A 15,759-nucleotide genomic window follows, 5' to 3' on the forward strand; every position below is an offset into this window, starting at 1 on the left:
GGTGCCGGCGGCGAATCAGCGGTGCGCCTGAATGGCGTCAGGGGTACGCGGATCCGGCCGCGCTGCTGCTGGACGGCGGGCTGCCGGCGACGCGGGACGAATGGCGTCAGCGGGCCGGGCCGCGCACGAGGACGCGGCCGCGCGGGGGCTCGGCGCCGGCTCCCACTTGCTGGCAGCGCGGACAATAATAGGTGGTGCGGCCGAGGGTGCCCTGGCGGCGCATGGCGATCGGGGTGTTGCAGCGCGGGCACAGCTCGCCGGAGCGGTTGTAGACCCAGGTGTTGGCGCGGCCGACATCCCACCGGGTCTTGCGCGGCCCGGCGCCGACGAGGTTGCGGCGCAGCCACTTGCGGCCGGCCTCCAGCAATCGCAGGAGGGTCGAATCGTCGTAGTCGCCGACCGGCTTGAACGGGTCGAGGCGCTCCATGAATAACAGCTCGCTCTTGTAGACGTTGCCGAGGCCGGCGACGAGGCGCTGATCGAGGATGGCCTCGCCGAGCGGCCGCCGCGGGTCGACGCGCAGGCGCTTCAGGGCCTCGGCGATGGGCTGGTCCGATTCGTCGGAGCCGAGCAGGTCGGGGCCTAGGGCGGAGAGGACCGGGTGATGCTCGATCTCCCAGGCGCTGAGCCACTCGACGGTGGGGGCGTAGAAGCAGACCGCGAGCCACGATTCGGTGGCGATCACCGCGCGGGCGGCGGTGGCGGGTTTGCGCCACGGGCTGTTCGGCTGATACAGGTGCCAGCTGCCCTCCATGCGCAAATGGGTGTAGAGCGCGTGGGTGCCGTCGAACCAGATCAGGAGGTTCTTGCCGCGGGCCTCGACGGCGGTGATCGTGCGACCGACGAGGGCGAGCTCGGGGATCACCGATTCGAACCGGGTGACGGCCTGGCCGACCATCACCTGCAGGCGGGCGGCGACTTTGTGGAGGGTGTCGCCCTCGGGCATGGCTCAGCGCCTCCTCGCGCCCAGGCGCGGCTCGTCGCGGCGCAGGATCAGGCCGTCGTGGGTGGGGCGGAAGCCGGCGGCGGTCAAAGCCGCGACCTGCGGCCAGGCGGGGGCCGGTTGATTGTCGATCTGCTCGAGCAGGACGTAGCGCTGGCCGGTGACCTCGGGCAGCAGCGCGAGGGCCTCGGCGAGGGCCGCGGTGGCGCGCCCGCGCTCGGGCTCGGCGTCGGGGAGGTGGGTGACGAGGGAGCGGGCGCCGCGGCTCAGGAAGCCGATCAGCCGGCCGTCGCGCAGGACCACGCGCGCGCCGGCGGCCCGTTCGAACCTGGCCTCGGGGACATCCGGCCACGGCAGCGCGGCGCCGTACGGGTTGGCGGGATCGGTGGCGGCGAGCAGGACCGTGAAGGGCGCGTCCTCGTCGATGTCCCGGACGTCGCGCAGGCGATCCTCGGCGCCGGGCAGGGCGAACTGGGTCGCGCCGAGGCCGGCGACGAAGTAGCCGCGGCGCACCCGGCCGGCCTCCTCCATGGCCTTGAGGACAGGATAGACGGCCGCGAAGCCGCCCTCGTGATCCTCGGCGGCGACGGCCTCGCGGGTGAGGACGCCGTGGCGCGCGAGCAGCTGGCGGGCGCGCGCGGCCCGGCGCTCGGTCTCGTCGACGGGGCGCGGAGTGACGAGCGACCAGCGACCCTCGCTGCCCGGGGGGCCGCTGCGCCGGCCGCGGCCGTCGACGCCGAAGCGCAGCTGCGGACGCGGGCCTCGATCGCCGCCGGCGAGCCGACTGCGCAGACAGGTGAGGGTGTCGTTGGTGACCTCGCCGGCCCACACGAGGTCCCACAGGGCCTCGAGCAGCTCGTCGACCGAAGCGCGCACCTGGGTGACGAGCTCGGCGAAGAAGGAGGCGCCGCGGGCTTGTAAGGCCTCGCGCACGCGCGCGGCGAGCTCGCCGGCGGCCGGGGTGGGATCGGGCGCGAGCCAGGCGGCGTCGTCGGCGAGGTAGAGCGCGACGTAGCCGTCGGCCTGGCCGAGCGGCCGGACGCCGCGCCAGACGACGTCGCCGGCGCCGCACAGGACGTCGAGATCGGTGGCGCGATAGTTGGCGACCCGCGCCGGCAAGACCTCGCCCTCGAGCACGGAGGCGGGGATCGCGACTCGTGCAATTGCTCGATCGCCTGCAGCACCGCCTCGGGGCCCTCGCGCTCGCCGCCGATGCCCTGCCACGCGAGCGAGAAGCGGCCGAGCACCGCCTGCTCGACCGGCTCGACCTCCTCGCGCAGGCGCGCCAGCGACATGCGCTTGAGCCGGCGCAGCACCTCGTCGTCGCACCATTCGAGGCCGGCGCCGCGGGGGATGAACTCACCCTCGACGACCTTGCCGCGGGCGGCGAGCCGACGCAGGGCGCCGATGACGAGCGCGGTGCCGACGGCGAAGCGCTGGGCCAACCACTCGGCGCGGAACGGGCCGTGGGTGCGCGCGTGACGGGCGACGAGGTCGGCCAGCGGATCTTCCACCGACTCGAGGAACACCGCCGGGAGGCCCGGCGGCGAGACGACGCCGAGGGCGTCGCGGTAACGGCCGGCGTCCTCGGCGGCGATGTAGCGCCAGCGACCGCCGAGCTTGACCTTGACGATCCGGCGGGTGTGCGTGAGCTCGGCCAGCCAGCGATCGATGTCGTCCTCGGCGACGCCGGCGCGGGCGACGAGGTCGTCGCGATCCTGATCGCCGAGCGCGAGCAGGAGGTCGTGGATCTCGTCGGGATGGTTCAGCTTGCGCGCGCCGCTGCAGGGTCGCCTCGAGCTCGGCGATCGCGTCGGCGTCGAGCAGGTCGCGCAGGGCGGCCTCGCCGAGCAGCGCCTTGAGGCGCGCGTGGTCGATCGTCAGGGCCTGGGCGCGCCGCTCGGCCAGCGGAGCGTCGCCCTCGTACATGAAGTTGCCGACGTAGGAGAACAGCAGGGCGGCGGCGAACGGGCTCGGGCTGCGCGTCTCGACGTCGACGACCTTGATCGCGCGCTGCTCGACGCGGCGCAGCAGGTCGACGCAGCCGGGCAGGTCGAAGACGTCCTTCAGGCACTCGCGGTAGGTCTCGAGCACGACCGGGAAGTCGCGGAAGCGCGAGGCGGCGGCCAGCAGGTCGGCCGACTTGCGCCGCATCGCCCACAGCGGGGTGCGCTGGCCGGGCCTTCGCTTGACCAGCAGCAGCGCCCGCCCGGCGTTCTCGCGAAAGCGGGTGGCGAACAGCGAGGTCTCGGCGAGGCGCGCGACCACGCGATCCTCGAGCTCGTCGGCGCGCGGGAAGAATTGCGTGGGGTCGGGCGCGCGCTCGGCCTCGGGCAGGCGGAACACGATGCCGTCGTCGGACCAGACGACGTCGAGCTCGGCGGCGTAGCGCTCGAGCAGGGCGCTGCGCACCGCCATGGCCCACGGGGCGTGCACGGCGGCGCCGAACGGCGAGAGGATGCAGACGCGCCAGTCGCCGATCTCGTCGCGGAAGCGCTCGACGACGATGGTGCGATCGGTGGGCAAGGTCTTGGCCGCCTCCTGCTCCTCGCGCACGTACTGCAGGAGGCTGCGGGCCGCGGCCGGATCGAGGCAGTGCTGCTGGACGAGGCGGGCCTCGGCGTCGGCGTCGGACAGCGCTCCGAGCTCGCGGATCAGGGCGCCGATCGCCTGGCCGAACTCGAGCGGGCGCCCGGGGCCGTCGCCGCGCCAGAACGGCAGCTTGCCGGGCTCGCCCGGGGCCGGCGAGACGAGCACGCGGTCGTGGGTGATCTCTTCGATGCGCCACGACGAGGCGCCGAGCACGAACACGTCGCCGATCCGCGACTCGAACACCATCTCCTCGTCGAGCTCGCCGACGCGGCGGCCGCCCTCGCCGCTGCCGGCGAGGAAGACGCCGAACAGGCCGCGGTCGGGGATGCTGCCGGCGTTGCCGATCGCCACCCGCCGCGCGCCGTGACGCGCCGACAGCTGGCCGGTGACGCGGTCGTAGTTGACGCGCGGGCGCAGGTCGGCGAAGTCCTCGCTCGGGTAGCGGCCGCTGAGCATGTCGAGCACGCCCTCGAAGGCGTCGCGCGGCAGCTCGGCGTACGGGGCGGCGGCGCGCAGCTTGTCGTACAGCGCCTCGGCGGCCCAGTCGTCCATCGCCACCGCGGCGACGACCTGCTGGGCGAGGATGTCGAGCGGGTTGCGAGGGTAACGCGACGACTCGACCTCGCCGGCGAGCATGGCCCGCGCCGCGGCGGCGCACGGCAGCAGGTCGCCGCGGAACTTGGGGATGATGACGCCGCGCGAGCGCCCGCCGACGTGGTGATTGGCCCGGCCGACGCGCTGCATGCCGGCGGCGATCGACGGCGGCGAGGCCAGCTGGATCACGAGGTCGACCGCGCCCATGTCGATGCCGAGCTCGAGCGAGGAGGTGGCGACGATCGCCGGCAAGGTGCCGCGCTTGAGCTGCTCCTCGACGCCGGCGCGCACGTCCTTGGCCATCGAGCCGTGATGCGCGAGCGCCAGCGGCTCGCCGGCGGCCTCGTTGAGCGCCGCTGCGAGCCGCTCGGCGAGGCGGCGGCTGTTGACGAACAGCATGGTCGAGCGGTGGGCGCGGATCAGCTCGACGAGGCGCGGGTGCAGGGCGGTGAGGTTGGAGCGCGGGAGCCCCGAGATCGCGGTGGGCCCTTCGTTCGCGGCCGGCGGGACGTCCTCGATGCTCGCGCCGGGCTCCTCGACGGGCAGCTCGATGCGCAGGTCGAGCTGCTTGACCTGGCCGGCGTCGACGATCGTCACCGGCCGCGCCGCGACCGCGTCGCCTTCGACGACCGAACCGCCGAGGAAGCGCGCCACTTCGGTGAGCGGGCGCTGGGTCGCGGACAGGCCGATCCGCTGCAGCGGGCGCGCGCCGGCGCGGAGCCACTCGAGGCGCTCGAGCGAGAGCGCGAGGTGGCTGCCGCGCTTGCTGGCGACGAGGCTGTGGATCTCGTCGACGATCACGGTGTCGACGAATCGCAGCATCGCCCGCGATTCGCTGGTGAGCAGCATGTACAGCGATTCGGGCGTGGTGATGAGAATGTCGGGCGGGTGGCGCTGCATGTGCGCGCGCGCCTTTTGCGGGGTGTCGCCGCTGCGGATCGCCACGGTCGGGGTGTGGACGGTCATGCCGAGCCGGTCCGCGGTGGCGGCGATGCCGGCCAGCGGCGAGCGCAGGTTCTGCTCGACGTCGACCCCGAGGGCCTTGATCGGCGAGACGTAGACCACGCGGCAGCGCTCCGCCGGCGGCGGCACCGGCGCGAACATGACGCGGTTGATGGCGCCGAGGAACGCCGCCAGCGTCTTGCCCGAGCCGGTGGGCGCCAGCAGCAGCGTCGATTCGCCGGCCTCGATCGCCGGCCAGCCTGCTACCTGCGCCGAGGTCGGCGCGTCGAAGCAGGCCTCGAACCACGCGCGGGCGGCCGGGTGGAGGAATGCGAGCGGATCGCCGGTCACGTCTGAAGATGGCCGAGATGGCTGCACATGCAAGCAGCGCCACCAGCGAGCCCAGCCGTGAATGTCACGAGCGACGGCGCGGCGCGAAGCCGCGGGCGGGGCGCCGTGTTCCTCACTCGCGCGGCGCGGCGATTCAACGCACGCGCGACGACCTTAAGTCTTGCGGCCGGTCTTGTAGCGCGGGTTGCTGTCGTGCCACTCGAACGCGCCGCCCATCCACGCCCGCAGGGCGCGCAGGAACCGCTGCAGCTCGACGCTGGGGGCGGCCTGCAGCTCGCGGTGGCTGGCTTCGAAGTCGCGGACGAGGTCGTTGTGCAGCTGGACGGTGACCTCGGTCGCCTCGTCGATCGAGCAGCCGCGATCGGCCTTGACCTGCAGGACCATGTTGCACGGCGGCTTCGCGTCCTCGAGGTCCTTGGCCACCGAATAGAGGTCGTTGACGAGGACGACCGCGGTGCCGGCCAGGAACGCGGCGCGGCGGATCCGCGCGTCGTAGAAGAGCTCGGCGGGCAGGCGATAGCCGCCGATGACGTCGCACAGCGTCATCGAGGTGTAAAAGCTGTCGTGCTGGCGCGCGGCCAGGTACTTCCACGCGGGCGGGTACTCGCCGGTGTGCCGCCACGCCGCGTAGGCGCTCCACGACACGAACATGGCGAAGGTCGCGTAGCAGGTGCGCTGGACCTGCTCGTGCGTGGCGTAGCGGCCCATGTGCTCGAGGCCCGAGCGCAGGGCGACGAGCACGCGCTCGGCGTCGATCGCCTGCTCGAGCGGGGCGCTGAACTCGCCGGCGCGCGGCAGCGGATCCATGGCCGCCATCGCCAGGACGAGGCGCGGCGGCAGCTGCTCCGGGACCGCCCCGAGCGCGCTGTCGTCGGCGTAGTAGTCGTCGGCGGCCCACCACGCGGCGTTCATCTTGGCGCCGATGAGCAGCCGATCGGGGTCGTCGCAATCGGCGTGGGTGAGCATCACCAGCCGGCCGAACCGGGTCTTGCGGATCTTGACGATCTCGTCGTCGTCGAAGCCGCACTCGCCCGCCCAGGCGGCGAGCCGATCGTCGACCTCGTCGGCCAGCGGCTCGTTGATGCGCTCGGTGATCGGGCAGTACAGCGGCGACCCGCTGCCGTCGCCCCACGACCGCCAGGCGTAGGCGGGATCGATCGCCGGCTGCGGCGGGTCGAGGTCGCCGGCGCGGGCCCGATTGAGCAGCTGCGCGAGGCGAGCGGCGTGCGTCCCCAGGCCGGTCGGTCCGGCGAGGAGGGCGGATACATCGTTCGGGTCCGTCTTGCGCTTGGCCTCAGTCATCGCTCGCCTCTGTTGCAGCGGCCGCCGAGAACCGGCGGAAAATTGCGCAGGGCGGGAGGTATGATCATACCCCCCGCCGGTGCCGTCATGCTCAGCGGACGATGCGGTCCGCGACGATGAGGAGGTAGTGGAAGCTGCCCTCCTTGTAGGCCCGCAGGAACGGATCCTCGACGCCGGTGGCGACCGAGCAGCGGGTCCGCAGCTCCCAGTACGGGATCGTGTCGGGGGTCAGGTCGGTGACCTCGATCGGCACGAGGTTGTTGGCCGCCATCGCCTTGAAGTACTCGCTGCGCGGGTGGATGTTGCAGATGTACTTGGCGTCGATCTCGCTGACGGCGCGCGAGCGGCCGCCGGTGATGTCGTTGTAGCAGCCGGTGATGCAGACGTAGCGCCCGCCGTCCTTCAGCAGCCGCGAGAACTCGCCGTACAGCTTGAACAGGTCGACGTACATCGTGGTCTCGTTGGTCCAGATGGCGTCGATCGAGCCGGTCTCGAAGCCGGTGTCGAGCATGTTGCGGAAGTGGTACTTCAGCTTGTCGCCGTACCCGCGCTTGGCGGCCTGCTCGTTGGCGAAGCCGACCTGGTACTCCGAGATCGACACGCCGTCGACCTGGCACTTGAAGCGCTCGTGGGCCATGAGGCTGGTGCCGCCGCGGCCGGAGCCGGCGTCGAGCAGGCGGCTCTCGGGCTTGATCGGCCCGAGCTTCTTCAGCAGGTGCTCCGCCTGCGCGTGCTCGAGGCGGTGCAGCTCGCGGATGATCGCGTCGTCGCGCGCGGCCTCGGGCTGCTCCAGCACCGACCAATTGACGGCGCCGATCCCGTAGTGGTGGTGGTAGTAGCCGTCGACGTGCCCGAGCAGCAGATTGACGGGGTCGTTCTGGTTGGTGTTCCAGTAGTTGGCGACCGACTTCTGGTACTCGCTGCGCAGGACGCTATTGGCCGTGGTGGGCGTGTTCATGATCGTCTGTTCTCTTTCGTTGCACTGTGACGAGGCGCCCCAAGGTGGCGCCTGCCTCGGCGGGGCGCTCAGCGCCCGATCTCGATGTTTTCCAGGATCCCGAGCGCGTCCGGGATCAGGACCGCTGCGGAGTAGTACGTGCTGACGAGGTACGAGGCGACGGCCCGCTCGTTGGTGCCCATCCTGCGGACGGACAGGCCGGGCTCGCGCTCGTCCGGGAGGCCGCTGCGATACAGGCCGATGACGCCCTGGGCCTCCTGGCCGACGCGCATGGCGAGGATCGAGCTGGTCTGGGTGTCGGAGATCGGAATCTTGTCGCACGGCAGGATCGGCACGCCGCGCCAGCCCGCGACGATGGACCCCTCGTATTCGACGTTCGGCGGATCGAGCCGGCGGCGGGTGCACTCGCGGCGGAAGGCGGCGATGGTCCGCGGGTGGGCCAGGAAGAACCGGGTCTTGCGGCGCCGGCACAGCAGCTCGTCCATGTCGTCGGGCGTCGGCGGGCCGCTGCGGGTGCTGATCCGCTGCTTGTAGTCGGCGTTGTGGAGGAGGCCGAAGTCGCGGTTGTTGACGAGCTCGTGCTCCTGCCGCTCGCGCAGGGCGTCGATGGTCAGGCGCAGCTGCTCCTCGAGCTGGTCCATCGGATCGTTGAACAGGTCCGACACCCGTGAATGCAGCTGCAGGATGGTCTGCGCGAGGCTCAATTCGTACTCGCGCGGCGAGGCCTCGTAATCGACGAAGGTGCCCGGCAAGGTGACCTCGCCGTGGTGGCCCGCGGTCAAGCGGATGGCGGCCTGGCCGTGCTTGTCCTGCGGGGTCTTCAGCAGCTCCTTGTAGCGCTCGACGTGGGCGCGCAGCGCGGCCGAGCGGCCGATCAGCTCCTCGAACACGGCCTGCGGCAGGGCGAGGACGATGCACGGGGTGATCGCCTTGACGCTGTAGTCCCAGGCGTCGTCGTCCTGCACGAGGGCCTGATCGCCGAAGTGCGCGCCGTCGGCGAGCACCTCGAGCCTGGCCTCCTCGCCGTAGGGGCCCTGGCCCAGCTTGTCGGCCTTGCCGTGGACCAGCAGGTACACGTGGTCGGCCGGCTTGCCGCGCTCGGCGATGAGCTGGCCCGGCTTGAACTCGCTCTGCACGAACCGGCTGGCCAGGTGCGAGAGCACCTCGTCGTCGGCAAATCCGCGCAGGAGCGGCAGCTCGCCGAGCTCGGCCGGGATCACCTGAGCCTTGGCGCCGATGTTGGTAGATTCGATCCGGCCGTCCCCGACCGCGACGTTCATGCGGCGATTGACGCGGAACGTGCCACCGGTGACGTCGACCCAGGGCAGCGAGCGGAGCAGCCAGCGAGGCGTGCGCCCCTGGTTCTGCGGCGGCGTCTTGGTGGTGGTCGCCAGCTGCCGCGCGGCCCGGGTCCCGAGGCTCATCGGCTGCTGCCCGTCGCCATCACGGCCGGACTTCTCGAAAATCGACATGTCATCGTCTCCAGGCTGGCATCACGGACGGAGGCGCCCCGGGCCGCGAGGACCGGAGCGCCGATGGGTGCGACGAGACGTCAGTCGGCGCGGCCGATCTCGACGCTCTCGAGGATGCCGAGCGCGTCCGGGATCTGGACGGCGGCAGAGTAGTAGAGGCTGACCAGGTACGAGATGACCGCCTTCTCGTTGATGCCCATGAAGCGCACCGACAGGCTCGGCTCGATCTCGTCCGGGATGCCCTTGTGGTGCAGGCCGATGACGCCCTGGTTCTTCGCGCCGACGCGCATCAGCAGGATCGAGGTGGTGCGCGTGTCGGAGATCGGGATCTTGTTGCAGGGGAAGATCGGGACGCCGCGCCACGACGGCACGTGATGGCCGCCCAGGTCGATCGGCGTCGGGTAGATGCCCGCGCGGTTGCACTCGTGGCCGAACGCCGCGATGGTCCGCGGGTGGGCGAGGAAGAAGGCCGGCTCCTTCCACACCAGCGCCAGCAGGTTGTCCATGTCGTCCGGCGTCGGCGGGCCGCTGCGGGTGTGGATCCGCTGCTTGAGGTCGGCGTTGTGAAGCAGGCCGAACTCGTGGTTGTTGATGAGCTCGTGCTCCTGGCGCTCCTTCAGCGCCTCGACGGTCAGGCGCAGCTGCTCCTGCGTCTGGTTCATCGGGTCGTTGAACAGGTCGGCCACGCGGGTGTGGACCTGCAGGACGGTCTGGGCGACGCTGAGCTCGAACTCCCGCGGCGAGGTCTCGTAGTCGACGAAGGTGCCGGGCAGCACGGGCTCGCCCGTGTGGCCGGAGGCGACCTCGATCGCGGCCTGGCCGCTGTTGTCCTGCTTCTTCTGCGAGCGCGCCTTGAACTCGTCGACGTGCTTGCGCAGCGACGGGTGCTGGGCGACCAGCTCCTCGAAGGACGCCTGCGACAGCGTCAGGACGGTGCCGGCGGTCACCGCCTTGGCGGTGAAGTCCCAGTAGTCCTGCGACTCGAGGATCGCCTGGTACGAGTAATGGTCACCGTCGGCCAGGGTCTCGAGGACGCTCTCGTCGCCGTACTTGCCGGTGCCGATCTTGTTGACCTTGCCGTGGGCGATGAGGACCATCTCGTTGGCCTCGTTGCCCTTCTGGGTCAGGATGTCGCCCGCCTTGAACTCCTTCTGCACGAAGCGGCCGGCGAGCACATTGAGCACCTCGAGGTCCTCGTAGCCGCGGAACAGCGGCAGCTCGGTCAGCTCCAGCGGCACGACCTGGATCTTGGCGCCGGTGTTGTAGAAGGTGACGCGGCCGTCGCCGACGGCGTAGCTCAGGCGACGATTGAGGCGGAAGACGCCGTTGACGTGCACCAGGGCAACAATTTGAGCAGCCAGCGGGACGAGATTCCCTGCATCTGCGGCGGGGACTTCGTCGTGGTGGCGAGCTGGCGCGCTGCAGCCGTCGAGAGGCTGGTCTGCTGATCATTTCCCGGCTTTCCTGCGATCGACATGACTATCCTTTTCACGGGCAGCTCTGCTGCCGTTTCCGACTCTGCTCGACGGAGGGCCGTGTCGGCGAAAATCGGCCCTTCGCGGTTCGAGCTCGCGGGCGGAGGTTACGCTCCGTGATCGCGAGGCGTCAAGACAATTTCGGGGAACGAAGATTAATTAAACGATGCATTGGTGGCTGTGGAATGCGCGACCCAGCGCGTGCAGGGCCAGGAAAACCGCGCTGCGCCGGGTCGCGCGATTCGAGCGAGTCCCGCACTGCCATGCGGGAAATGATGCGTGTTCTATTCGCGGCCCGGTGCTGCGATGTAACCCGGAGTGCGCGGAGGGCCCGACGAGCGGCGGAAAGTGGCGATTCCGATCGGCGACTGATTCGCGGCGCCGGCGAAATGCACATGGTCGGCGGCGCCGCGGGAGAGTTCGAAGGCGTGACGGCGGTCTATGCCGATTCCCGCGCCGCGCAGACCCGCCCGCGGCCCGCGGGCAGGCAATGGCTATTGTCGTCGCGCGGCGATGCCCTGCGCGTGGCATGCGACGGCGCGGGTCCGCCCTTTCGTATCGACGCGCGGTGCCGCGCCAGGGCGCGTAGGCGCGGTCAGTACGCTGTTCCCGCGGCGGTCGCGATCTCCTTGATGAGGTCGCGGCCAGGTCCGACGAGACGCGGGCGCGGGCGAGCCGGGCGCGGCGCCGCGAGTCGGCCGGAGGGCCGGGTGCGCATTTGCGAGGCCGACGCGACGGGCGCCCCGCCGATGGGCCCGCGGGCCGGCGCGCGGTCGAGGGCCGCTGCGGCGCGGCGAGTGCGGGCGCAGGGACCCGGAGGGCGAGGTCGACAGGCTATCATTGCAATCGGGCAAGGACCGCCGAGCTCGACCGCGATGCCCCATTGGCAATGGGCGGATCGCGGCCGGCGAGGAATGCGTCATCGCTGCGATGGGGCGCGGCGCGAGGCCGTTTGCGCGGAGCGGCCGAACGCCGCACGATACGGCGTTCGGCGGGAAGACCGGCGATCAGCGGACCATCAGCCAGCGGGCGGCGCCGGGCTTGTGACAGTCGTGGACGGGGCCTACCGCGTCGAGGGTGTTGGGGTCGGTGGCGAAGGTGTCGGCGGAGGGGCTGACGACCGCGGCGCCCTTCCACGGGTAGTTGACGAGGCCGCAGCCGTACTGGTTCTGGGCGACCTCGTCGATGTGCCAGGCGCCGGCGCAGCCCTCGGAGGTGCCGACGTGCCAGGTGCAGATGGTCTTGTTCTGCACGAAGTTGCCCTTGAGGCGCGCCTCCTTGTAGAGCACCTGCGACCAATTGAAGCAGCTGTTCGGTCCGCCTTGACCATTGAACAGGTTGCCGGCAGCGGTCAGCAGGTAATCCTCGCCGCGGCAGTCGATGCGCATGTCGGTCGAGAGGTCGCGCAGGGCGGTCATCTGCGTCTTGGACAGGCGATGGCGGGCGTTGGCGGGGTCGGCGGCGTTGACGGGGAGGTCGTTGTAGAGCGCCTTGCCGATGGTCTGGGCGCCGAGCGGGCTGCGCTCGAGCAGGGTCCAGCCGCCGCCGGCGGTGACCATGTCGCAGAAGACGGGGTAGCCGGCCTGACCGCCGACGCCGTCGGGATCGATGACGTAGACGCCGCTCGGGAGCATCGGCACGGCCGCTTGCAAGTCCTCGCAGGTCGTGGGGACGGTGCAGGCGCTGGTGCAGCCGTCGCCGTCGATGTCGTTGCCGTCGTCGCACTGCTCGACGCCTGTGTGGACGACGCCGTCGCCGCAGGTGGCCGCCTTGCAATCGGCGAGGCAGGCGTCACTGTCGTCGGCGTCGGCGTCGTCGCATTCCTCGACGCCGGCCTGCACCTCGCCGTCGCCGCAAATGGCGGATTGGCAGGTGGCGAGGCAGGCATCGCTGTCGTCGGCGTTGCCGTCGTCGCACTGCTCGACGCCGTCCTGGACGTGGCCGTCGCCGCAGCTGGCGACCTGGCAGGTGGAGAGGCAAGCGTCGCCGTCGTCGGGGTTGCCGTCGTCGCACGGTTCGACGCCGGCCTGGACGTGGCCGTCGCCGCAGGTGGCCGCGAGACAGGTGGAGAGGCAGGCGTCGGTGTCGTCGGCGTTGGCGTCGTCGCAGGCCTCGCCGTTCTCGACCGCTCCGTCGCCGCAGGTGGCGAGGGCGCAGGTGTTGCTGCAAGCGTCGTCGTCGACGTCGTTGGCGTCGTCGCAGGCCTCGACTCCGGCGTGGACGAGGCCGTCGCCGCACACGGCCTCGGCGCAGGCGAGGGTGCAGTTGCCGTCGTCGGCGTTGCCCGGGCCGTCGTCGCAGGCCTCGCCGTCGTCGACCTCGCCGTCGCCGCAGAAGGGGGCGGGGCCGGTGCTGGTGGCGTCGGTAGCGGTGGTGGTGGTGTCGCCGTCGGTGGTGGTGGTGGTGTCGCCGTCGGTCGTGGTCGTGGTGGTGGTGGTGGTGGTGTCGTCGGTCGCCGCGGTCGCGCTGTCGGTGCCGACCGTCGAGGTGCCGCTCGTGGTCGGCGCGCCGGTCGTCGGCGCCGGTTCGCTCGTGCTGTCACCGCTGCTCGTCGCCTGCGTCGTCGTGCCGGTCGCGTCCGTCTCGCTGGCCGCGACGCCGCTGTCGCCACAACCCGCCGCGGCGATCGCCGCCGCGAATGCACCCCTGCTCGCCCATACACACAGTTTCATGGCGGCATGGTACGCGAGCGGATCGCCGGCGGGCGAGCGTCGGGGATCGCAGAGGCCGGCGGCCCCGACGCGGCGGCGAGTCGATCCACGTGGTGCATGCGGCTGCACGGTGACGTCGCGGCGGTGTGGGCCGCACGACCACCCGGACGCGGCGCACAGGGAAGCAGCGGCGCGGAATAGCGACATGTCCTACGAGACATGTCCTGTCGTTCACCACGGCGGCGACGCGGCCGGCGGGCTCGCGCGCGGGTCCGGACTCGCGCGCTCTGGCGCGCGTCACGTCAGCCGGGATGGCGAAGCACCGAATGCGGGTGTCGCTGCGGATTCTCGACCGGATGGTGGGGCGATGGCCGACGCGCTCGCTACTCGCCGACGCCGGCCAGGTACTCGGGCAGGAGGCCGATGTGCTCGAGCCGGGTGAACTCGTGCTGGCGGAGGAGGTCCTCGGGGACATGTTCATGCGACCAGGTGGTCGCGTACGGGATGTGCACGGCCCGACCGCCGAGCTCGAGCACCGGCAGGACGTCGGACCGGAGCGAATTGCCGACCATCACGAACCGCGCCGGCTCGACGCCATGGCGGGCGAGGAGGCGGTCGTAGGTCCTGCGGTCTTTCTCGGAGACCACCTCGATGCGAGAGAAGTAGTCGCCGAGGCCGGAGCGGGCGATCTTGGACTCCTGATCGAACAGATCGCCCTTGGTGATCAACATCAGTCGGTTCGACTGCGCGAGGCGGGGGATGGTGGTGTCGACGTGCGGGAGCAGCTCGACCGGGGCGCGCAGCATCTCGCGGGCGAGCTCGAGGACGTGACGGATCTCGGCGCCGGTGATGCGGCCCTCGGTGAGCTCGACCGCGGTCTCGACCATCGACAGACCGAAACCCTTGATGCCGTAGCCGAAGTGCTCGAGGTTGCGGATATGCGTCTCGTGGAGCCGGCGCTCGACGAATGCCTCGTCGTGATAACTCGCCAGCAGCCGGCGGTACTTGAGCTGTGCCTGGGCGAACAGCGGCTCGTTGTGCCAGAGGGTGTCGTCGGCGTCGAAGGCGATCACGTCGGCCATGGCGATGGCGGTGTACGCCCGCAGACGCCATCGCACAAGCCCCGCGCCGGCGCCGCGCTCCTGCGCGTCCACCTTCGCGGCTCCGATCCGCGGCCGTCGTGCTCTGCACGGCTCGGCAGCGTCTCCAGCCGCATCATCGAGGAGGGGGTGGTCGCGGGCTGCCGAGCGGCACGAGAAGCGCTCCGCTCGGGGCCGGCGCGGCGGCCCCGGCGGTCCCCGCGGCGTCGGCTCAGCCGGGGACGATGAAGCAATTGATGCTGGTGTCGATGCGGAAGTTCGACTGGCTGGTGTGGCGCTCGGCGTGGAAGATGTCCATCGAGTAGGTGCCGTTCAGCTGGATGCCGAAGAAGCCGGCGTTGCCGTCGAGGTCGATGGACTCGCTGAGGGCGCCGTGGACGCCGCCGAGGTCGATGGCGAGCTTGCCGTTGATGAACAGCCACAGATCGTCGTCGCCGGTGAAGGTGAAGACCTCGCCGCCCGAATAGGTGAACTCGGTGTGGATCTCGGTGGTAAAGTGGAAGTTGTGGTTGTTGCCCTGGTTGCCCCAGCCCTGATCGTCGATCGGGAAGAAGTCGTTGTTCTGGTAGGTGTATTGCCCGGGCGACACCTCGGTCAGCGTGATCTCGATCTCGAACGATTGATTGACGTCGGCGACGTCGTTGTACCACTGGGCGAACTCCGCGGGGCCGGTGGTGACCGAGGTGCCGCCGGCGTGGGCGTAGACGGGCTTGTGGTCGGGCCCGAGGTCGACCTGGACGATGCCGTCGACGGTGCCGCCGTAGCTCTCGAAGTCGGGGTGGCTCTCCTTGAAGTCGCGCACGGTGGCCTTGAGCACGGAGACGCACTCCGGCGGCCGCTCGCCGGTCGTGGTGGTGGTGCTGGTCTCCGTGGTGGTGGTCGTGGTGGTGGTGCCGGGCTCGGTGGTGGTGGTGGTGGTCGAGGGATCGACGGGGCCGGTGGTGGGCTCGGCGGTGGTGGGCTCGGCGGTGGTGGCCGCGGTGCCCGGATCGGTGGTGCCGGGGTCGGTGGTGCCGGGGTCGGTGGTGCCCGGGTCGGTGGTGCCGGCGCTCAGGCTGGTGATGGTGGTCGCGTCGGTGGCAGTGCTGCCTTGCACGGCCCCGGAGTCGCCGCAGGCGGAGGCGGTGAGGACGAGGGCGGAGAGGGTGAAGCTGTACTTGAAGACATGTCGCATGGGACTCCCGCGCGGGCTGGGCCGGTCTACGTTCTCATACCACGCGAGGGCCCGCGCGGCGCCCGGGGATGCCCGGGCGGGGCTCGCCCCGGTCGGCCCGAGAGCCACGCGCCGCCCTCGCGACGCGCGCGGTGTCGGGCCGACCGGTGAGCCGGAAATCGGGGGGGCTGCGCCCGGTGCTGCGCGCGCCGGCCCGAAAAAGGGC

7 protein-coding genes and 2 pseudogenes are annotated in these 15,759 nt (G+C 71.1%); all 9 read right to left on the reverse strand.

The genetic code is table 11. From position 1 onward, the window contains the following. Positions 1–106 precede the first annotated feature (106 nt). A complete protein-coding gene (locus OV079_RS07125; RefSeq protein WP_267766999.1) occupies positions 107–946 on the reverse strand; it encodes an Fpg/Nei family DNA glycosylase in 840 nt (279 codons plus the stop codon). Between the two features lie 3 nt (positions 947–949). Next, positions 950–5,422: pseudogene (locus OV079_RS60590) on the reverse strand (Lhr family helicase). 153 nt (positions 5,423–5,575) lie between these two features. Next, positions 5,576–6,724 (reverse strand): family 2 encapsulin nanocompartment cargo protein terpene cyclase, encoded by a 1,149-nt coding sequence (locus tag OV079_RS07140; protein ID WP_267767003.1) that lies wholly within the window; start codon positions 6,722–6,724, stop codon positions 5,576–5,578. A 91-nt stretch (positions 6,725–6,815) separates the two neighbouring features. Then, complete coding sequence (locus tag OV079_RS07145) at positions 6,816–7,682, reverse strand: geranyl diphosphate 2-C-methyltransferase (RefSeq protein WP_267767005.1); 867 nt, start codon at positions 7,680–7,682, stop codon at positions 6,816–6,818. 68 nt (positions 7,683–7,750) lie between these two features. After that, a complete protein-coding gene (locus tag OV079_RS07150; RefSeq protein ID WP_267767006.1) occupies positions 7,751–9,154 on the reverse strand; it encodes a family 2B encapsulin nanocompartment shell protein in 1,404 nt (467 codons plus the stop codon). Between the two features lie 80 nt (positions 9,155–9,234). Further along, positions 9,235–10,631, reverse strand: a pseudogene (locus tag OV079_RS07155) (family 2B encapsulin nanocompartment shell protein). Between the two features lie 1,005 nt (positions 10,632–11,636). After that, on the reverse strand, positions 11,637–13,301 hold the full coding sequence (locus tag OV079_RS07160) for a DUF4215 domain-containing protein (protein WP_267767007.1): 1,665 nt from the start codon (positions 13,299–13,301) through the stop codon (positions 11,637–11,639). Between the two features lie 362 nt (positions 13,302–13,663). Next, complete coding sequence (locus OV079_RS07165; RefSeq protein ID WP_267767009.1) at positions 13,664–14,362, reverse strand: HAD family hydrolase; 699 nt, start codon at positions 14,360–14,362, stop codon at positions 13,664–13,666. Positions 14,363–14,591: 229 nt separating this feature from the next. Further along, positions 14,592–15,554 (reverse strand): fibro-slime domain-containing protein, encoded by a 963-nt coding sequence (locus OV079_RS07170; RefSeq protein ID WP_267767012.1) that lies wholly within the window; start codon positions 15,552–15,554, stop codon positions 14,592–14,594. Positions 15,555–15,759: the final 205 nt, after the last annotated feature.

It is taken from the genome of Nannocystis pusilla (genome assembly GCF_026626665.1).
In the GTDB taxonomy this organism is placed as follows: Bacteria; Myxococcota_A; Polyangia; order Nannocystales; family Nannocystaceae; genus Nannocystis; species Nannocystis pusilla.